18 protein-coding genes and 1 pseudogene are annotated in these 18,786 nt (G+C 70.1%); 10 read left to right on the forward strand and 9 right to left on the reverse strand.

Going from position 1 to position 18,786, the window contains the following annotated elements; all coding sequences use genetic code 11:
• Window positions 1-30: 30 nt before the first annotated feature.
• A complete protein-coding gene (locus EMA09_RS14585; RefSeq protein ID WP_129841469.1) occupies window positions 31-1,512 on the reverse strand; it encodes a glycosyltransferase 87 family protein in 1,482 nt (493 codons plus the stop codon).
• A gap of 61 nt (window positions 1,513-1,573) precedes the next feature.
• Window positions 1,574-4,267, reverse strand: a complete 2,694-nt coding sequence (locus EMA09_RS14590; protein ID WP_168220729.1) for a transglycosylase domain-containing protein — start codon at window positions 4,265-4,267, stop codon at window positions 1,574-1,576.
• A 425-nt stretch (window positions 4,268-4,692) separates the two neighbouring features.
• Here EMA09_RS14590 and EMA09_RS14595 point away from each other — a divergent pair, with 425 nt between their 5' ends.
• Window positions 4,693-5,334, forward strand: coding sequence for a PadR family transcriptional regulator (locus tag EMA09_RS14595; RefSeq protein ID WP_129841471.1), 642 nt, complete (start codon window positions 4,693-4,695; stop codon window positions 5,332-5,334).
• A 55-nt stretch (window positions 5,335-5,389) separates the two neighbouring features.
• Window positions 5,390-6,472, forward strand: a complete 1,083-nt coding sequence (locus EMA09_RS14600) for an inositol-3-phosphate synthase (RefSeq protein ID WP_129841472.1) — start codon at window positions 5,390-5,392, stop codon at window positions 6,470-6,472.
• Window positions 6,473-6,558: 86 nt separating this feature from the next.
• On the opposite strand, the gene EMA09_RS14605 is transcribed toward EMA09_RS14600, so the two are convergent.
• From EMA09_RS14605 to EMA09_RS14615, 3 genes are all read right to left on the reverse strand, one after another.
• Window positions 6,559-7,590 carry an alanine racemase gene (locus EMA09_RS14605; RefSeq protein ID WP_129841473.1) on the reverse strand — a complete coding sequence of 344 codons (1,032 nt, stop codon included), beginning with the start codon at window positions 7,588-7,590 and terminating at the stop codon, window positions 6,559-6,561.
• Between the two features lie 99 nt (window positions 7,591-7,689).
• A complete protein-coding gene (locus tag EMA09_RS14610; protein ID WP_129841474.1) occupies window positions 7,690-8,808 on the reverse strand; it encodes a peptidoglycan bridge formation glycyltransferase FemA/FemB family protein in 1,119 nt (372 codons plus the stop codon).
• 133 nt (window positions 8,809-8,941) lie between these two features.
• Window positions 8,942-9,256 (reverse strand): hypothetical protein, encoded by a 315-nt coding sequence (locus EMA09_RS14615; protein WP_129841475.1) that lies wholly within the window; start codon window positions 9,254-9,256, stop codon window positions 8,942-8,944.
• A gap of 197 nt (window positions 9,257-9,453) precedes the next feature.
• Here EMA09_RS14615 and rpsF point away from each other — a divergent pair, with 197 nt between their 5' ends.
• The 4 genes from rpsF (at window position 9,454) to rplI (ending at window position 11,170) form a co-directional block, all read left to right on the forward strand.
• Window positions 9,454-9,744 carry a 30S ribosomal protein S6 gene (gene rpsF / locus EMA09_RS14620; RefSeq protein WP_129841476.1) on the forward strand — a complete coding sequence of 97 codons (291 nt, stop codon included), beginning with the start codon at window positions 9,454-9,456 and terminating at the stop codon, window positions 9,742-9,744.
• A gap of 104 nt (window positions 9,745-9,848) precedes the next feature.
• A complete protein-coding gene (locus EMA09_RS14625; protein WP_129841477.1) occupies window positions 9,849-10,415 on the forward strand; it encodes a single-stranded DNA-binding protein in 567 nt (188 codons plus the stop codon).
• A 47-nt stretch (window positions 10,416-10,462) separates the two neighbouring features.
• Window positions 10,463-10,699 carry a 30S ribosomal protein S18 gene (gene rpsR, locus EMA09_RS14630; RefSeq protein WP_003978893.1) on the forward strand — a complete coding sequence of 79 codons (237 nt, stop codon included), beginning with the start codon at window positions 10,463-10,465 and terminating at the stop codon, window positions 10,697-10,699.
• Between the two features lie 21 nt (window positions 10,700-10,720).
• A complete protein-coding gene (gene rplI, locus EMA09_RS14635; protein ID WP_129841478.1) occupies window positions 10,721-11,170 on the forward strand; it encodes a 50S ribosomal protein L9 in 450 nt (149 codons plus the stop codon).
• 69 nt (window positions 11,171-11,239) lie between these two features.
• Here the strand turns inward: rplI and EMA09_RS14640 are convergent, their stop codons facing one another.
• The gene (locus EMA09_RS14640) at window positions 11,240-12,571 is read right to left on the reverse strand and encodes an MATE family efflux transporter (protein ID WP_129841479.1); all 1,332 of its coding nucleotides are present in this window, start codon (window positions 12,569-12,571) and stop codon (window positions 11,240-11,242) included.
• Window positions 12,572-12,981: 410 nt separating this feature from the next.
• Between EMA09_RS14640 and dnaB the strand changes: the two genes are divergently transcribed.
• The gene (gene dnaB, locus EMA09_RS14645) at window positions 12,982-14,421 is read left to right on the forward strand and encodes a replicative DNA helicase (protein ID WP_129841480.1); all 1,440 of its coding nucleotides are present in this window, start codon (window positions 12,982-12,984) and stop codon (window positions 14,419-14,421) included.
• 37 nt (window positions 14,422-14,458) lie between these two features.
• Here the strand turns inward: dnaB and EMA09_RS14650 are convergent, their stop codons facing one another.
• A complete protein-coding gene (locus tag EMA09_RS14650; RefSeq protein ID WP_129841481.1) occupies window positions 14,459-14,917 on the reverse strand; it encodes a helix-turn-helix domain-containing protein in 459 nt (152 codons plus the stop codon).
• A gap of 86 nt (window positions 14,918-15,003) precedes the next feature.
• Between EMA09_RS14650 and EMA09_RS14655 the strand changes: the two genes are divergently transcribed.
• Window positions 15,004-16,212 (forward strand): MFS transporter, encoded by a 1,209-nt coding sequence (locus EMA09_RS14655; RefSeq protein ID WP_129844045.1) that lies wholly within the window; start codon window positions 15,004-15,006, stop codon window positions 16,210-16,212.
• A 13-nt stretch (window positions 16,213-16,225) separates the two neighbouring features.
• On the opposite strand, the gene trxA is transcribed toward EMA09_RS14655, so the two are convergent.
• Together trxA and EMA09_RS14665 are read right to left on the reverse strand one after the other, a co-directional pair.
• A complete protein-coding gene (trxA, locus tag EMA09_RS14660; protein WP_129841482.1) occupies window positions 16,226-16,570 on the reverse strand; it encodes a thioredoxin in 345 nt (114 codons plus the stop codon).
• 21 nt (window positions 16,571-16,591) lie between these two features.
• On the reverse strand, window positions 16,592-17,002 hold the full coding sequence (locus tag EMA09_RS14665) for a MerR family transcriptional regulator (RefSeq protein WP_129841483.1): 411 nt from the start codon (window positions 17,000-17,002) through the stop codon (window positions 16,592-16,594).
• 159 nt (window positions 17,003-17,161) lie between these two features.
• On the opposite strand from EMA09_RS14665, the pseudogene EMA09_RS14670 reads away from it, so the two are divergent.
• Together EMA09_RS14670 and argJ are read left to right on the forward strand one after the other, a co-directional pair.
• Window positions 17,162-17,329: pseudogene (locus EMA09_RS14670) on the forward strand (MerR family DNA-binding transcriptional regulator); the annotation flags it as partial.
• A gap of 265 nt (window positions 17,330-17,594) precedes the next feature.
• Window positions 17,595-18,758, forward strand: a complete 1,164-nt coding sequence (argJ, locus tag EMA09_RS14680; protein WP_129841484.1) for a bifunctional glutamate N-acetyltransferase/amino-acid acetyltransferase ArgJ — start codon at window positions 17,595-17,597, stop codon at window positions 18,756-18,758.
• Window positions 18,759-18,786: the final 28 nt, after the last annotated feature.

The raw sequence follows: 18,786 nt of genomic DNA on the forward strand, positions 1-18,786 counted from the left end.
TCGTGCTGCCTGCTCTGTCGGTCATGTCGGTCATGTTTCACGTGAAACGTCCGTGGGGTGAGTCGTTTCGGCACCGATGCCCCAGCCGGCGTAGGCGGTCGGGGGCGGCGGGGAGACCGGGCGGGGACGCCGCAGCGTGAAGCGGTCGGCTGCCCCGTCCAGGACTCCGCCGCCCGGGTCGTCGGAGCCGTCCTGGCGGACCGGATCCTCGGCGGGGCGCAGGATGTCCCGGACGACCATCACACACAGGTAGAGCGTGCCGAAGAGGTGCAGTAGCACGATCCACTGGTAGCCCCCGGTGGGGAGCCCATCGTTGCCCTCGGTGTTGAGGTACGCGAGGTACATCCAGATGCCGATGAAATAGAGCACCTCGCACGCCTGCCAGATCAGAATGTCCCGCCAGCGCGGTCGGGCCAGGGCGGCGAGCGGGATCAGCCACAGAACGTACTGCGGCGAGTAGACCTTGTTGGTGATGACGAAGAGAGCAACCACCAGGAAGGCGAGCTGGCCCAGGCGTGGACGGCGGGCGCTGGAGAGCGTCAGAACGGCCAGGGCGGCGCAGCCCAGGAGGACCAGGAGGGTGGCCCAGACGTTCACCGAGTCGAGCGTCGTGTCGGCCCGCTGGGCGATGATCAGCCAGAAGGAGCCGAAGTCGACGGGGCGCTCCCTGCTGAAGGTGTAGAACTGCGCCCATCCCTCGGTGGCCAGGATGGCGACCGGGAGGTTGACCGCGAGCCACGCGGTGACGGCGGCGCCGGCGGCCGTGAGGAAGGGACGCCACTTACCGGCCCGCCAGCACAGCAGTAGCAGTGGACCGAGCAGCAGAGCCGGGTAGAGCTTGGCCGCGGTGGCGAGGCCGATGAGCAGCCCGGCGGCCAGCGGCCGGCTGCGCGACCACATGAGCAGCCCGGCTCCCGCGAGGGCGACGGCGAGGAGGTCCCAGTTGATCGTCGCGGTGAGCGCGAGGGCGGGGGACAGGGCGACCAGCATCCCGTCCCAGGGGCGGCGCGCGTGGGTGCGGCTCACACAGATGACGAGGACCACCGCGCACACCATGAGGAGTGACGAGTTGATCAGCCAGTAGAGCTGTTCGGGGCGCGGGTCGGAACCGGGGGTGAGCCACGCGGTGACCTGCATGAAGAGGCCGGTCAGCACGGGGTACTCGAGGTACTCCATGGTGGATACCGACTCGGGGATGCGGTCGAAGTACGGGGTGAGGCCGTCGGCGAAGCCGCGGCCTCCGTAGAGATGGGGGATGTCGGAGTAGCAGGCGTGGGTGTACTGGTCCGCCGGGCCGGAGAACCAGCCCCCGTGGTAGCAGGACGCCTTCTGCGCCATCCCGAGCGCGAACATCCCGATCATGACCAGTGCGACGACCCGGAGGGGGGTCCGCGGGTCTCCGGTGGAGACCGCCCGCCGGCCGATGGGGCCGCCGATCAGCTCACTGGCCGCGGCGGCGACCCCGTCCTCGGCGGAGGGCCGTGCGACCGGACGCGGAGTGGGGTGATCCATGTCCACATCCTGCCGCACGGCCCCGCTGTGCCCCGGTCAGGGCACAGCGACCGGGAAGCAGCTACCAGATCGTGTTGCTGTCCCCCTCGCCCGCGTCGGCGCCTTCGCTGGCGCCCTCGTCCGTCTCCTCGCCGGAGGTGTCCCCCTCGGATGTGCCTTCTGATCCCTCGGTATCGCCCTCGGTGTCCCCTTCGGATCCACCGCCGTCATCGGAACAGGGGTTGACCCAGCCGCCACACGTCTCGTTCCCCGACGGTGTGGTCTGGTCGTCCGTCGGTTCCTCGGTCGGCTCCTCCTGCGTGGGATCCTGCGTCGGCCGCTCCTCCTGGGTCTCCTCCTGCGTCGGCTCCTCCGTCGGGTCCTCCTCTTCCTCCTCCGTGATCTCCGGAGTCGGGCTCTCCGCCTGGTCGTCCCAGACGACCTCGCCGAGGTCGTCCGGCGCCTCGGGGAAGTCCTCCTCCTCGCCGTTGGAGGCGGCGCTCATGAACCGCTTCCACGTCTCCAGCGGGAGGGAACCACCGTTGATCTTGTCCTTGCCGGCCGTGCCGTACATGGGGAGGAACTCGTTGGGCTGCACATCGTCGCCCTCGACGATGTCCTCCTCGGAGTCGGCCTGCCGCCACATGCCGATGGCGGTGGACAGCTCCGAGCTGTAGCCGATGAACCAGGCGCTGCGGTTGTCGTCCGTGGTACCGGTCTTGCCGGCGATGGGGAACCCGATGTCCTTGGCCCCCATACCACTGCCCTCCTGGATCACACCGGTGAGCATGTCGGTGACCGTGTCCGCGACATCCGAGCTGAACGCCTGCTCCGGGTCCCCCTCGTGCTCGAGAACGGTGTTGCCGCCCTGCTCGACCCTGGTCACGGAGTACGGGTCGTTCTGCTCACCGCTCGCGGCGAAGGTGCTGTAGGCACTGGCCATACGGATCGGACCCGGCGTCGACACACCGAGCGCGAAGGTGGGCACCGTGTCGTTGACCGTGCCGAGGCTGGATTCGAGGACGCCGGCGTCCACGGCCGCCTGGGCCACGGTCTGGGTGCCGATGTCCATGCCGAGCTGGACGAAGGGGCTGTTCGCCGAGACGTTCGTGGCCTGTCGCAGGGTGATGTCGCCCTGGTCACCGCCCTCGAAGTTCTCCTGCTCCCACTGCACGTCCTCGCCGGTCTCCGCGTCCTCGACCATGGCGGGCTCCCCGTCGTACGTCACGATGGGGAGGTGGTTCTCGCTGCGGTAGACGCTGTCGGGCGAGAGTCTCGTTCTGTCCTCGGGGCCTTGGTCCGGTCCCTTGTCGGGATCTCGGATGCCGTCCCGGAAGGCCGCCGCCAGGACGAACGGCTTGAACGTCGAACCGACCTGGACGTTCGGACTGTCGGCGTTGTTGAGGTAGTGCTCGAGGTAGTCCTCGCCGCCGTAGATGGCACGGATCGCGCCGTCACCCGGTTCGACGGCCGCGCCGCCGAACTGGACGTAGCGGTCCTCGGGGCGGTTCTCCGGATCGAGGTTGTTCTCGATCGTCGTCTGCACCGCCTCCTCCATCTGCTCCATCATCGTCTTGTCGAAGGTGGTCCAGATCGAGTAGCCGCCCTTGTCCAGGTCCTCCTGGGTGACCGGGTTCGCGGTCTCCTCGGTGCTGGAGATGATGTAGTGGTTCGCGAGATTGACCAGGTAGCCGATCTGGCCCTCCTGGCCCGCGCCCGGCTGGAACTCGACCACTTCGGGGAAGCCGGCCTCGATGATCTCGTCGTACTCGGCCTGATCGACCACGCCGCCGTCGAGAAGCCGCTGCATCGCGGTGAGCCAGCGGTTCGTGGCCCGCTCCTGGCGCTCCTCGTCCGTGTTGCCGTTCTCGTCGAACGGGTCGTACAGGTAGGGACCCTTGAGCAGACCGGCGAGGAACGCGTTCTCGCTGATGGTCAGCTCCTCCGGCTCCTTGTCGAAGTAGGCGTGCGAAGCGGCCTGGATACCGCAGGCACCCCGTCCCCAGCAGGCACTGTTGATGTAGCCGGCGAGGATCTCCTCCTTCGACTGCTCGGCGCTGACCTTCACCGACAGCAGCAGCTCCCTGAACTTCCGCGAGAGCGTCTGGTCGGAGTTGAGGTAGAAGTTCTTCACGTACTGCTGGGTGATCGTCGAGCCCGACTGGACGTCACCGCCCCGCGCCATGTTGAGCATCGCGCGGCCGATGCCGATCGGGTCGATGCCCCGGTCGGTCCAGAACGACTCGTTCTCGACGGCGACGACCGCGTCCTTGGTGTCCTGCGGGATCTCCTCGGGCGCGAGCGACTGGCGGGTGATGTTCGTGTCGCTCGGGCGCGTGACGGTCATCTCGGAGCCGTCGGCCCAGTAGTACGTGTTGCTCTGCACCTGGGCGAGGGCGTTCGCCGGCGGGATGTCGATCATCGCGTAGGCGACGCCGACGAGGCCGATGAGCATCAGGAAGAACGTCAGGGCGGACCCGAGCACCTGGCGCCAGGACGGCACCCAGCGGCGCAGCCCCGTGTACCCGGAGCGCGGGTAGTCGATGAACCGCTTCTTGCGGACCTCCGGCTTGCCCCGGCGCCGGCCCGAGCGCTGCGCCGCGCGCCTCGCCTCGGCACGGCTGCCGTACGGGCGCTCGGCCGTCGCGCCGGGGCCGCCCTCCGACCGTGTGGCTCCCTCGGACGGCGGCGGGGGCGGCGGCCCGGCTCTGCGGCCGGACGGCGCCGCGGCCCGGCGGCCGCGGCTCGGCGGCTGCTTGCGACGGTGCTCGCTCATGGGACAGCTACTCCTCGGACAGACGCCATCGCCTGGTGACGGCAGACACTTCTGCTTGCTTCGACTCCCCCGACGCGCGCCCCGGATGGATGTTCGGGCGCACGGCACCACCGACCTGGACGCCGTTTCGCGCCGTGAGGTTCCCCGCCATGGTGGTGCGCACGGCCCCAAGACTACGCAGCACCGCAATCCCCCTTGTCCACGGTGCGGGTCAATCCGCACGAAACGACCGGGTGAACCGCCGATGTGATCCCGTTCACTCACCCCCCGCTTGCCGAGAGATGGTGCCCCCTCTATCGTCAGGATGTATCGCACCGATACATCGGGGCGGCATGACGACGACATGACCGTGCGAACGGCACGGCAGGCACCCGGACGGACAGGCAAGGCACGGCACGCGCATGAGGACGGAGGTGGTTTCCCCGGTGAGCCGGCGGTCAGGGATTCTGGAGTTCGCCGTCCTCGGTCTCCTGCGCGAGTCCCCGATGCACGGATACGAGCTGAGGAAACGGCTCAACACCTCGCTCGGCGTCTTCCGCGCGTTCAGCTACGGTTCCCTCTATCCGTGCCTGAAGGCCCTCGTGCAGCAGGGCTGGCTGGCCGAGGAGAGCGGCCGCCACCCGGACGACCCCCGCGCGGCCGTCCCGCTGTCCAACCGCCGCGCCAAGATCGTCTACCGCCTCACCGCCGAGGGGAAGGAACGGTTCGAGGAACTGCTCGACCAGACCGGCCCCGACGCGTGGGAGGACGAGCACTTCGGCGTCCGCTTCGCGTTCTTCGGCCAGACGTCCCGGGACGTGCGCATGCGCGTCCTGGAGGGACGCCGCAGCCGGCTGGAGGAGCGTCTCGCCAAGATGCGCGCCTCCATGGCCCGCACCCGGGAGAAGCTCGACGCCTACACCCTCGAACTGCAGCGCCACGGCATGGAGTCCGTGGAGCGCGAGGTCCGCTGGCTCAACGAACTGATCGAGAGCGAGCGGGAAGGGCGCGACCAGCGCGAGCGACGTGACGACCGTGACGGTGGGCGTCGGCGCGACCGGCCGCCGTCCGACGACACCACCACATAACCACCCCGCGACGGAGCGGGGTATGTCAAGCACACACAACAGGGAGCAAACCGGTATGGGTTCGGTTCGCGTAGCCATCGCCGGCGTGGGCAACTGCGCCGCATCGCTGGTACAGGGCGTCGAGTACTACAAGGACGCCTCCCCGGACAGCCGGGTCCCGGGTCTGATGCACGTCCAGTTCGGCGAATACCACGTCTCGGACATCGAGTTCGTCGCGGCCTTCGACGTCGACGCCAAGAAGGTCGGCATCGACCTCGCCGACGCCATCGGCGCCAGCGAGAACAACACCATCAAGATCTGCGACGTGCCCCCGAGCGGCGTGACCGTGCAGCGCGGCGAGACCCACGACGGTCTCGGCAAGTACTACCGCGAGACCATCGTCGAGTCCGACGAGGACCCCGTCGACGTCGTCCAGGTCCTGAAGGACACGAAGGCCGACGTCCTCGTGTGCTACATGCCGGTCGGCTCCGAGAGCGCCGCCAAGTTCTACGCCCAGTGCGCCATCGACGCCAAGGTCGCCTTCGTCAACGCCCTGCCGGTCTTCATCGCCGGTACCAAGGAGTGGGCGGACAAGTTCACCGAGGCCGGTGTCCCGATCGTCGGCGACGACATCAAGTCGCAGGTCGGCGCCACCATCACCCACCGTGTGATGGCGAAGCTCTTCGAGGACCGCGGCGTCATCCTCGACCGCACGATGCAGCTGAACGTCGGCGGCAACATGGACTTCAAGAACATGCTGGAGCGCGACCGGCTGGAGTCCAAGAAGATCTCCAAGACGCAGGCCGTCACCTCCCAGATCCCCGACCGGGACCTCGGCGAGAAGAACGTGCACATCGGCCCGTCCGACTACGTCGCCTGGCTCGACGACCGCAAGTGGGCGTACGTCCGCCTGGAGGGCCGCGCCTTCGGTGACGTCCCGCTGAACCTGGAGTACAAGCTCGAGGTCTGGGACTCCCCGAACTCGGCCGGCGTCATCATCGACGCGCTGCGCGCCGCGAAGATCGCCAAGGACCGCGGCATCGGCGGCCCGATCCTGTCGGCGTCCTCCTACTTCATGAAGTCCCCGCCGGTCCAGTACTTCGACGACGTGGCCCGCGAGAGCGTCGAGCAGTTCATCCGCGGCGAGGTCGAGCGCTGACCCGACCCCTCGCGGCCCTCATGCCGCGATCGGCATGAATGAGCGGCAGCCCCGGTCCGGACCCGGGGCTGCCGCCGTCTGTGCGGTCAGCGGTTGACGACCCGGTCGACGGTCGTGGTCGTGTGCCGCAGGATCGCCTTCAGCTCGTCCCCGACCTTCGGCCCCTGCGCCTCCGCGGGGACGAAGAGGATCGAGACCTGCATGTGCGGCGGCTCGGCGAACCAGCGCTGCTTCCCGTCCCAGACGAACGGGGACAGGTTGCGGTTCACCGTGGCGAGACCGGCGCGGGCCATGCCCTTGGCGCGCGACGTGATCGTCTGCAGGGCCTTCGGCGCCTCCAGACCGACCCCGTGCGACGTGCCGCCGGCCACGACGGCGAGCCAGCCGTCCCCCGGCGCCTTCTGCTGCCGGTACCCGAACCGGTCGCCCTTCGCCACCGGCGTCACGTCCAGGACCGCGCCCCGGTACTCGGTCGCCCCGTGGTCGCCGAGCCACAGCCGGGTCCCGATGCGGGCCCGGAACCGGGTCTGCGGGAACTGCTGACGCAGCCGCGCCAGCTCCTGCGACGTCAGGTGGCTCACGAACATCGTGTCCAGCGGCAGCCGGGCCGCCCGCAGACGGTCCATCCAGCCGATGACCTCCTCGACGGCGTCCGACCCGTCGGTGCGGTCGAGCGGCAGGTGGATGGCGAAGCCCTCAAGCCGGACGTCGTCCAGCGCCGCCTGGAGTTTCCCCAGGTCGCGCGGTGTCACGCCGTGCCGTTTCATCGAGCTCATCACCTCGACCACGACCCGCGAGCCGACCAGGCCGTACACGCCGTCGACGGACGACGCCGACCTGATCACGCGGTCGGGCAGCGGCACCGGCTCCTCGGAGCGCCGGTAGGGCGTGAGCACGAGGATGTCGCCGCTGAAGCGGTCCTTCATGGCCGCGGCCTCGAAGGTGGTGCCGACGGCGATGATGCCGGTGCCGAGGAGGTCCACCTCCTCGGCCAGGCGGTCATGGCCGAAACCGTAACCGTTCCCCTTGCAGACCGGGATCAGGTCGGGGAAGTCAGCCAGCACCGACCGCTGGTGCGCCCGCCAGCGGTCGGTGTCGACGTAGAGGGTGAGCGCCATGGCCGATGGGACCTCTTCTCTGTGTCTTCGGTGTTCTCTGTGTCTTCGGTGTCGGCGGCGTCTTCGGCGTCGGCGGTGGGCGTGAGGACGGCGAGCGGGTCAGCGACGCGACATATACATGTCGAACGCCTTGTGCAGCAGCTTGTTCAGCGGGAAGTCCCACTCACCGAGGTACTCCGCGGCCTCGCCGCCCGTGCCGACCTTGAACTGGATCAGGCCGAAGAGGTGATCCGAGTCCTCCAGCGCGTCGCCGATGCCGCGCAGGTCGTAGACGTGGGCGCCGAGGGCGTACGCGTCCTGCAGCATCCGCCACTGCATGGCGTTCGACGGGCGGACCTCGCGCTTGTGATTGGCCGATGCGCCGTACGAGTACCAGACGTGTCCGCCCACGATGAGCATCGTGGCGGCGGCCACCGGCTCACCCTCGTGCTGCGCGATGTAGAGGCGCATGCGGTCGGGGTTCTCGCGGTTCAGGGCCTGCCACATCTGCTGGAAGTAGCTGAGCGGGCGGGGCCTGAAGTGGTCGCGCTCCGCGGTGATCTCGTACAGGTGCTGCCAGATGGGCAGGTGTTCGTAGCCGCCGCGCACGACCTCGACGCCCGCCTTGTCGGCCTTCTTGATGTTGCGGCGCCACAGCTGGTTGAAGCCGGCGTGGACCTCTTCGAGCGACCGGCCGCGCAGCGGGATCTGGAAGACGTACCGGGGCTGCACGTCGCCGAAGCCGGCCCCCTCGTCCTCGTCCTGCTGCCACCCCATGCGGCGCAGCCGGTCGGACACCTCGAAGGCACGCGGCTCGATGAACGTGGCCTGGACGTCCTTCAGGCGCTTGACGTCGGGGTTCTGGATGCCGGCCTTGACGGCCGCGGCGTCCCAGCGCCGGATCACGACGGGCGGCCCCATCTTGACCGAGAACGCGCCCTGCTGCTTGAGGTGCGCGAGCATCGGTTTCAGCCACTCCTCGAGATTCGGCGCGAACCAGTCGATCACCGGTCCCTCGGGCAGGTACGCCAGATACCGCTTCACCCGCGGCACCTGGCGGTACAGCACCAGGCCGGCGCCGACCATCTGCCCCACCCGGTCGAACCAGCCGAGCGACTCCGAGCGCCAGGCGGACTTCACGTCGCCCCACGCCGGGACCTGCATGTGGCTGGCCGACGGCAGTGAGTCGATGTACGCCAGGTGCTCCTCGCGGCTGATGGTCCTCAGGGTCAGGCTCATACGGGGCGCTCCTCCGGTCGCCGGCTGCGTCAATCGCAGGGTCTGGCCGGAAGCCTAACGGCGCCCGTCCCGTACGGCCGCCCGTAGGGCCGGATAGTTGGCGGACGGTCCGGTCCGCGCGCCCCGGGGCGCGTCAGTCGAGCCAGCCGTTCCAGGGCCCGCCGTTCGCCATGCCGATGTACAGACCGATGCCGGCGGCCCCGAGTCCGAGAACCGTGAGGACGCGCTGCCCGGTCGTGGCGGAGTTCATCTGGGACCAGCCGCCCACCAGCAGCCCGGCGATGCCGACCCAGGCGCTCAGGATGTGCAGTCCGGAGAAGATGCAGGTGACGGCTGCGATCGCCCCCAGGACGAGCGTCAGGACGGCGAGGCCGTTCTCTCTGGGGTGGGACCGGCCGTCGGTGTTCAGCGCGCGGGCCAGCGGCCCGTGATGCGCGGCCTGTGCCATGGATGACACCTCCTGGACGTGAATGTCCTCCTTGGTCCAGGGTGCTCCCTCTTCCGGCCCGATTTCAACCGGAACGGCTGGACCGGGTACGGTGTACTGTCCGCCCCTCCGTCGCGGAGGCGGCGGGCACACGCATCACGACCCTCCTGCCACGGAACGACCGTGGCCGCCTGAGTCCGAAGGAGGTGGGTTTCCGCATGCGTCACTACGAGGTGATGGTGATCCTCGACCCCGATCTGGAGGAGCGCGCTGTCTCCCCCCTGATCGAGAGTTTCCTGTCCGTCGTCCGTGAGGGCAACGGCAAGGTCGAGAAGGTCGACACCTGGGGCCGTCGCCGGCTCTCCTACGAGATCAACAAGAAGCCCGAGGGCATCTACTCCGTCATCGACCTCCAGGCCGAGCCGGCTCTCGTCAAGGAGCTCGACCGCCAGCTCAACCTGAACGAGTCGGTCATGCGGACGAAGGTCCTCCGCCCCGCCACCCACTGAGGCAGGGGAACGGCCGGGAATGTCCGGCATTTCGAGCAGCACTGTCAGTGCCGTAAGCAATCATCGCAGCAACAGCAGTTAACCCCCGCCGAGAGGTTCCCCCAATGGCAGGCGAGACCGTCATCACGGTCGTCGGCAACCTGGTCGACGACCCCGAGCTGCGCTTCACCCCATCCGGTGCGGCGGTCGCGAAGTTCCGTGTCGCGTCCACCCCGCGCATGTTCGACCGGCAGACCAGCGAGTGGAAGGACGGCGAGAGCCTCTTCCTCACCTGCTCGGTGTGGCGGCAGGCCGCGGAGAACGTCGCCGAGTCCCTCACCAAGGGGACGCGTGTCATCGTGCAGGGCCGCCTCAAGCAGCGGTCGTACGAGGACCGGGAGGGCGTCAAGCGCACGGTCTTCGAGCTGGAGGTGGACGAGGTCGGCGCCAGCCTGCGCAGCGCCACGGCCAAGGTCACCCGTGCCAGCGGGCGCGGCGGCCAGGGCGGTGGCGGCGGCTGGGGCGGCCCCGAGGGCGGCGGTCAGCCCGGCGGCCAGGGCGGCCGCGGTGGCGGTCAGGGCGCGCCCGCGGGCGACCCCTGGGCCACGGGCGCGCCGGCCGGCGGCCAGGGCGGCGGCGGTGGCGGCTGGGGCGGCGGTGGCGGTGGCTACTCGGACGAGCCCCCGTTCTGACGGACGGCTCCCACCCAACTTCTGTTTGAACTCACCGGAGAGACACCATGGCGAAGCCGCCTGCGCGCAAGCCCAAGAAGAAGGTTTGCGTCTTCTGCAAGGAGAAGATCTCCTACGTCGACTACAAGGACACGAACCTGCTGCGGAAGTTCATTTCCGACCGCGGCAAGATCCGTGCCCGCCGGGTCACCGGCAACTGCACCCAGCACCAGCGCGACGTCGCCACGGCCGTGAAGAACAGCCGTGAGATGGCGCTGCTGCCCTACACCTCGACCGCGCGATAAGGAACGGGTGGCTCACGCATCATGAAGATCATCCTGACCAACGAGGTCTCCGGCCTCGGCGCGCCCGGCGATGTCGTCGAGGTGAAGGACGGGTACGCCCGCAACTACCTGCTGCCCCGCGGTGTCGCCATCCGGTGGACCCGCGGTGGTGAGAAGGACGTCGAGCAGATCCGCCGCGGTCGCAAGATCCGCGAGATCGCCTCGATCGAGCAGGCCAACGAGGTGAAGACCCAGCTCGAGGGCGTCACGGTCCGGCTGAAGGTCCGTGCCGGCACGGGCGGCCGGCTGTTCGGCTCGGTCACGCCGGCCGACATCGCCACCGCCGTGAAGAGCGCGGGCGGCCCCGATGTGGACAAGCGCCGCATCGAGCTGACCACGCCGATCAAGAGCCTCGGCACGCACCGGATCTCCGTCCGGCTGCACCCCGAGGTCGTCGCGAACGTCGGCCTCCAGGTGGACGCCGCGAAGTGACCCGCGCGATGGCCGCGCCCCGTCCGAGCGGCGGTGCGCGGCCATCGGTGTGTCCGGGTAGCGCCGGCGTCAGGCGCGGGCCGCTCCGGTGACCACCCAGCGGCCCGTTCGCGCGCGGAGCGCGAGGGTGACGAGCCGCGTGGCCATCATCAGGCCGCCGAAGACCCACCACAGCGCGGTGATGCCGCCGCCGAGCACGGGCACGAGGAGTGCCACCGGGGCGAAGACGGCGAGGGTCACCAGCATGGCGCCCGCCAGGTAGAGGCCGTCCCCGGCGCCCATGAGGACCCCGTCCAGCACGAACACCACGCCCGCGACCGGCTGGCAGACGGCGGCCACGAGCAGCACGGGCAGCAGGTGGCCGCGTACGTCCTCGTCCCCGGTGAACAGGTGCAGCAGCACCGGTGCGGCGGCGGCCGTGAGCAGGCCAAGGACCAGTCCCGAGACGACGCCCCAGCGCACCATGCGGGCGCAGGCCGAGCGCGCTCCGGGGGCGTCGCCGGCGCCGAGGTAGCGGCCGATGATCGCCTGGCCGGCGATGGCGATGGCGTCGAGGGCGAACGCGAGGAGCGTCCACACGGTGAGCGCGATCTGGTGGGCGGCGATCTCGGCGTCGCCGAAGCGGGCGGCCACGGCGGTGGTGATGAGCAGGACGGCGCGCAGTGACAGTGTGCGGATGAGGAGCGGCGCTCCGGCGCGGGCGTTGCCGAGGAGACCGGCGGCGCTCGGGCGGAGGTCGGCGCCGTGCCGGCGGGCGCCGCGGACGACCACGCGCAGGTAGGCGGCGGCCATGCCGAACTGGGCGGCGACCGTGCCCCAGGCGGACCCCGCGACGCCGAGGCCGAGGCCGTAGATGAAGAGCGCGTTGAGCAGGAGGTTGGCGGCGAAGCCGGCGACGGCGACACGCAGCGGGGTGCGGGTGTCCTGGAGGCCGCGCAGAATGCCGGTGGCGGCCAGAACCATGAGCATGGGCGGGATGCCGGCGGCGCTCACGCGCAGGTAGGTCGTGGCGTGGGGGGCGGCGGTGGCCGATGCGCCGAAGAGGTCCACGAGGGCGGGCGCGGTGGCGAGCACCACGGTGAACAGGACGGTGCCGAGGAGGAGGGCCAGCCAGACGCCGTCCATGCCGCGCCGGATCGCGGTGGCCAGGTCGCCGGCGCCGACGCTGCGGGCGACGGCGGCGGTGGTGGCGTAGGCGAGGAAGACGAACACGTTGACGACCGTGCCGAGCAGGGCGGCGGCCACGCCGAGGCCGGCGAGCTGCGGGGTGCCGAGGTGTCCGACCATGGCGCTGTCGGCCATGAGGAACAGCGGCTCGGCGACGAGTGCGCCGAACGCGGGGAGCGCGAGGGCGAGGATCTCCCGGTCGTGGCGGCGTGCGCCCGGGACGGTGGCTGGCATGCTCCGATCCAAACATCCACAGGTAAGAGATGCAATGGTGAACTGACCCTTACTTCGTGCTGGTGGTCACACGCTGTCGCGGCCGGTGCGGCGGCGCGCGGAGGGAAGGTTCGAACTTTTTTCCACCCACAGGTGGTGGATGGTGAACCCGCAGGTCAGGCGGCTTTTTCGATGATCTTGATCGGGTTCTCCACAGCGTTGTCCCCCGCCGGACCCCCCGTCGTCCACAGGAAAGGGGCGGCTGTCCACAGGGTGCGATCTGAAATCCACATAGCCTGTGGATAACTTGGTTGGTCCTCTTCCGCCGGGGCTCGTAGCGTAGGCCCCGCACCGGCCGGTGGATGTCAGAGCTGTGCCGTATCACTGAGAAACGACGGGGCGGTTCGCCTGGCCGGGAGGAGGCGGGATCGATGGCTGATCTCGAACACGCGGGTCCTTCGTGGGACGACATCGAGACGGCGGAGCGGACGGTCGTCTCCCGGCCCCGGCGCAGCGCCGAGGGCGAGCCGGACGAGAGAGCCGCCTTCGAGCGCGTCCCGCCGCAGGACCTGGCCGCCGAGCAGTCCGTGCTGGGCGGCATGCTGCTGTCGAAGGACGCCATCGCCGATGTCGTGGAGGTCCTGCGGGGTCAGGATTTCTACAAGCCGGCCCACGAGACGATCTACGCCGCCATCCTCGACCTGTACGCCCGGGGCGAGCCGGCCGACCCGATCACCATCTCGGCCGAGCTGACGAAGCGCGGCGAGCTGGCCAAGGTCGGCGGCGCCGGCTATGTGCACCAGCTCGTCCACATGGTCCCGACGGCGGCCAACGCGGAGTACTACGCGGAGATCGTCCACGACCGGGCGGTTCTGCGCCGCCTCGTACAGGCCGGCACGCGTATCACCCAGATGGGCTATGCGGCGGACGGCGACGTCGACGACATCGTGAACAGCGCGCAGGCCGAGGTCTACGCGGTCACCGAGCAGCGCACCGCCGAGGACTACCTGCCGCTCGGCGAGATCATGGAGGGCGCGCTCGACGAGATCGAGGCGATCAGCAACCGCAGCGGCGAGATGACGGGCGTCCCCACGGGCTTCACCGATCTCGACTCGCTGACGAACGGCCTGCACCCCGGCCAGATGATCGTGATCGCGGCTCGTCCTGCGATGGGCAAGTCCACTCTGGCGCTCGACTTCGCCAGGGCCTGCTCCATCAAGCACAAACTGCCCAGCGTGATCTTCTCCCTGGAGATGGGGCGCAACGAGATCGCGATGCGCCTGCTGTCCGCCGAGGCGCGCGTCGCCCTGCACCACATGCGGTCCGGCAGCATGACCGACGAGGACTGGAACCGGCTCGCCCGCCAGATGGCCGAGGTCAACGAGGCCCCGCTCTACATCGACGACTCCCCCAACCTGTCGATGATGGAGATCCGCGCCAAGTGCCGTCGCCTGAGGCAGCGCAACGACCTCCGGCTCGTCGTCATCGACTACCTCCAGCTCATGCAGAGCGGCGGCAGCCGGCGGCCCGAGAGCCGGCAGCAGGAGGTCTCCGAGATGTCCAGGAACCTGAAGCTGCTCGCGAAGGAGCTGGAGGTACCGGTCGTGGCCCTCTCCCAGCTGAACCGAGGTCCTGAGCAGCGCACCGACAAGAAGCCCATGGTCTCCGACCTGCGCGAGTCGGGCTCGATCGAGCAGGACGCGGACATGGTGATCCTGCTGCACCGCGAGGACGCGTACGAGAAGGAGTCGCCGCGCGCGGGCGAGGCGGACCTCATCGTCGCGAAGCACCGCAACGGCCCGACGGCCACCATCACCGTGGCGTTCCAGGGTCACTACTCACGCTTCGTCAACATGGAGGGCGGCTTCTGAGGCGCCCGTCGCTTCGGGACCCGTCGGAGAACGCCCTCTAACGCGCCTTCTGCACGTGGGCGGTACAGGAATCGAGAGGGCTGCCGTCCGCGCCGGTCGGCACGATCTCCGGTACGGGGATTCCGTGCCCGTCGACGAGGGTGGAGCGGGCCTCACCGGGGGCGAAGGCGTGGCGCTCCCCCCACTGGCGCAGGGTGAGGATGACGGGGAAGAGGTCGCGCCCGGCGTCGGTGAGGACGTACTCCTGGCGGCGGCCCGACGGCGCGGCGCGCTGGGCGAGAAGTCCGTACGAGGTGAGCCGTCGCAGGCGCTCGGTGAGGATGTTGCGGGCGATCCCGGTTCGTCGCCGGAACTCGGTGAACGATCGCGCTCCGTCCATCGCATCGCGGATGACGAGGAAGCTCCACCTGTCGCCGACGAAGTCGAGGGCGCGGGCGACGGGACAGTCGGGGTCGGTCCAGTCGGGCTTCGGGGCGCGCAGGGCGGTGCGCGGCATGACACCTCCGATGAGTTGCTTATTGAAACCATCATGCCCTACCGTCAAAATGGTTGCAATCAGCTACTCACTGGGGTTGGGGCGCGATGGACGTGTGGCGGCGGCTTCTGCTCGCGGCGGTGTGCGGTGTCGCCGTGGCCGGCATCTATGCGGCACAGCCGGTTCTGGAACCGATGGGGCGTGACCTCGGACTGCCGGCATCGCAGGCGGGATGGATCGTCGCGACCGGCCAGTTCGGCTACCTGGCAGGGCTGGTGCTCCTGGTGCCGCTCGGCGATGTGGTCATCGACAGGCGCCGGCTCATCGCCGTGCATCTGGCGGTCACCGCGACGGGCATGCTCCTCACGGCATCCGTGTCGGCAGCGTGGACGGCGTTCGCCGGGCTCGCGGTGTCCGGGCTGTTCGCGGTCGTCGTGCAGATCACGGTGGCCTACGCCGCATCGGTGTCGCCGCCCGCCGACCGCGGACGGAACATCGGCTTCGTGACCTCGGGCGTCGTGGTCGGCATCCTGGGCGCGCGCGTCGTCACCGGCACGCTCGCCGATGTGTGGGGCTGGCGGAGTGTCTACGCCGCGGTGGCGGTGCTGTCGCTCGGGCTCGCGGCCGTCGTTCTCGTCACCCTGCCACCGGAGGCGGGACCCGGCCGGCCCACGGGGTACCGGCAGGCCCTCGCCTCACTCGGCGGACTCTTCGGTCAGCGTCTCCTGCTGACGCGGGGACTCATCGCGTTCTTCGCGTTCGCCTCCTTCGGGACGCTGTGGAGCGGGCTGTCCCTGCCGCTCGCGGACGCGCCGTGGCACCTGGACGAGAGCCGGATCGGACTGTTCGGCATCGCGGGGCTCGCCGGCGCGCTCGGCGCCGCACGGGCGGGGCGGTGGGCGGACGCCGGACGGACGGCTCGGGTCACCGGCCTCGCGCTCACGCTGCTCGTCCTCTCGTGGGCGGCGATCGCGCACCTGCCGTGGACACTGGGGCTCCTCGTCATCGGGATCGTCGCCCTCGACTTCGCCGTCCAAGCCGTGCACGTGAGCAACCAGCACGTGCTCACCTCGGCGCACCCCGGGCGCACCAGCAGCGTCACCGGCGCCTACATGGTCTTCTACTCGCTCGGCTCCGCCGTCGGCGCAGCCGCGACCACCGCCATGTACGCCGCCCACGGCTGGGCGGGCTCCAGTCTCCTCGGGGCCGGATTCGCGGTCTGCGCGATGGCCGTATGGGCGACGGACAGGCTTCCCCCGGGAGCGCGGACACCCGTCGCTCGCCGGAAGGAAGCAGAACACCACATCTCCGCGTGAAGAAGCCGAGGGATCAGAGGTCGTCGCCCAGCTCCTGCAGCAGGCGTGCCTTGGACCGGGCGCCGACCAGGGAGCGCACCGGTTCGCCCGCGCGGAAGAGCATCAGGGTCGGCATGGACAGGACGCCGTACCTGGCCGTCGTGACCGGGTTGTGGTCCACGTTCAGGCTGACGACGCGCAGGGAGTCCCCCCGTTCCGCCGCGAGCGAGGCGAGGACCGGTGCGACCATCCGGCAGGGCGGGCACCAGTCGGCGGTGAAGTCCACCAGGACGGGGACGGGGGACGCGAGCACCGTCGTGGCGAAGTCGTCGTCGGTGGTCTCGGTGAGGGGGGCGTGTCCGGAGGTGGTCGGCGGCATGCTGTTCTCCTCGGTGCGGGGTCAGGCCGGGGGCCGGTGGGCGGTCAGTTCGCAGAGCGGCCGGGGCGGTGCCGGGGGAGCGGCCCGCTCGGCCCGGGCGAGGCGTTCCCTGACGGTGTCGCGGATGGCGCTCAGCTCCTCGATGCACGCCTCGAGCTCGGCCAGCTTGTCGCGGTACATCGCCAGCGAGCCGGCACAGGTGTCGCCGCTCGGGTGTCCGGCCCGCAGGCAGTCCAGGAACGGGCGGGTCTCCTCCAGCCCGAAGCCGAACGCCTGGAGCGCCTGGATCTGGCGCAGCAGGCGCAGGTCACCGCTGTCGTAGGTGCGGTACCCGTTCGCGTCCCTGCGGGAGGCGAGGAGCCCCAGGGACTCGTAGTGCCGCAGGGCGCGGGGTGTCGTCCCGGCGAGCGCGGCGAGTTCTCCGATACGCATGCGCGGTTCCCTTCCGACGACGGCACGGTGCAGAGCCGGTCTGTCGTCGCGACCGTATGCCTTGACGTCGGCGTCAAGGCCAGCGTCCGCCGGAACCGGTATCGCGGGCGGGCGGCGCGGCTTGACCTTCGAGTGGGCTGAACGTCCAGCATCGTCCATATGGCCGATGAGGAGGACGGCGGACTGCCGGCGATCGGTGCCTTCGCCCGCCGGGTGGGGCCGGCCCCGAGCGCGCTGCGGTTCTACGACGACTGCGGTCTGCTCCGCCCGGAGCGTGTGGACGCGGCGGGGTACCGCCGGTATGCCCCCGGGCAGGAGGCGCGTGCCGTGCCGTTCTGCGCGATGCGCTGTCGGACGCGGTGTCACCGTTCGTGCTGCGCTCGGGCGACCTGGGCGCGATCTGTACGGGCGGGCGGGTGCGGGTGGCGTTCGACCCGGACGTGCTGATCGAGGTGCCGGCGGAGTCCGGGCCGGTCGTGGTGCGGTCCGCCGACCAGGGGACGTTCACGACGCTCGTCATGCCGGTACGGGGCTGGCGGGGGGCGGGGGAAGCCACTGGACGCCGCCCGAGACGCGTGAAATCATATGCGGCATGTCGAATACTGATGCAGTGGAGTGGCCGGCCGGCTTCCGTGCGGTCACCGCGCACGCGGGGGTCCGTGAGGCCGGCGACGACCTGTCGGTCATCGTCTCCGACCGGCCGGCCGTCAGCGCGGCCATGTTCACGCGCAGCCGGTTCGCCGGGCCGTCCGTGGTGGTCAGCCGGCGGCACGCGGCGGGGCGGCGGCTGCGGGCGATCGTCACGCTGGCCTCCAACGCCAACGTGGCGACCGGTGAGCAGGGCGCGGCCGACGCGACGGAGATCGCCGGCCATGTGGCGCGGCTGACCGGCGTCGCCGAGGACGAGGTGCTCATCAGTTCGACGGGCGTCATCGGCAGGCCGCTGCCGATGGGGCCGATCAGGGCGCGGCTGACCGGTGCGTGGGGCGCGTTCGACGCGGATCCGACGGCCGTGGCCCGCGCCATGATGACGACCGACACCCGGCCCAAGACGGCGGTCCGCGCGGTCGGTGGCGCCCGCATCGTGGGGGTGGCCAAGGGCGTCGGCATGATCGAGCCGAACATGGCGACGATGCTCGCGTACCTCGTCACCGACGCCGAGGTCGGGGCGGACGAACTGGACGGCGCGCTGCGGGCGGCGGTGGACGACACGTTCAACTCGCTCAGCGTCGACAGCGACACCTCCACGTCCGACACCGTCGCGGTGATCGCGGGCGGCGCGGCGGGCCCCGTGGACGCGGTGGCGTTCGCCGCGGCCCTGCGGGAGGTGTGCCTCGATCTGACCGAGCAGCTCGCCAGGGACGGCGAGGGCGCGACCAAGCTGCTGCGGGTCACGGTCGAGGGCGCGCGGGACCGTGAGCAGGCCAAGCGGGTGGCCAAGAGCATCGTCAACTCGCCGCTCGTCAAGACGGCCGTGCACGGCGCCGACCCCAACTGGGGGCGGGTCGTCATGGCGGTCGGCAAGAACAGCGACGACCTGGACATCGAGCAGGAGAAGGTCACCGTGCGGTTCGGTGACGTCGAGGTCTACCCCGCCGAGCAGACCGGCGAGGTGCTGGCCCGGCTGACGCGGGTCATGAGCCAGGACGAGGTGGACATCGGCGTGACGCTCGGTATCGGCGAGGGCCGGGCGACGGTGTACGGCTGCGACCTGTCGGACGGCTATGTCAGGATCAACGCCGACTACACCACGTAACGAATTGTCAGTGGCCCCGGGTAAGGTC

Source organism: Streptomyces sp. RFCAC02, from assembly GCF_004193175.1.
Taxonomy (GTDB): Bacteria; Actinomycetota; Actinomycetes; order Streptomycetales; family Streptomycetaceae; genus Streptomyces.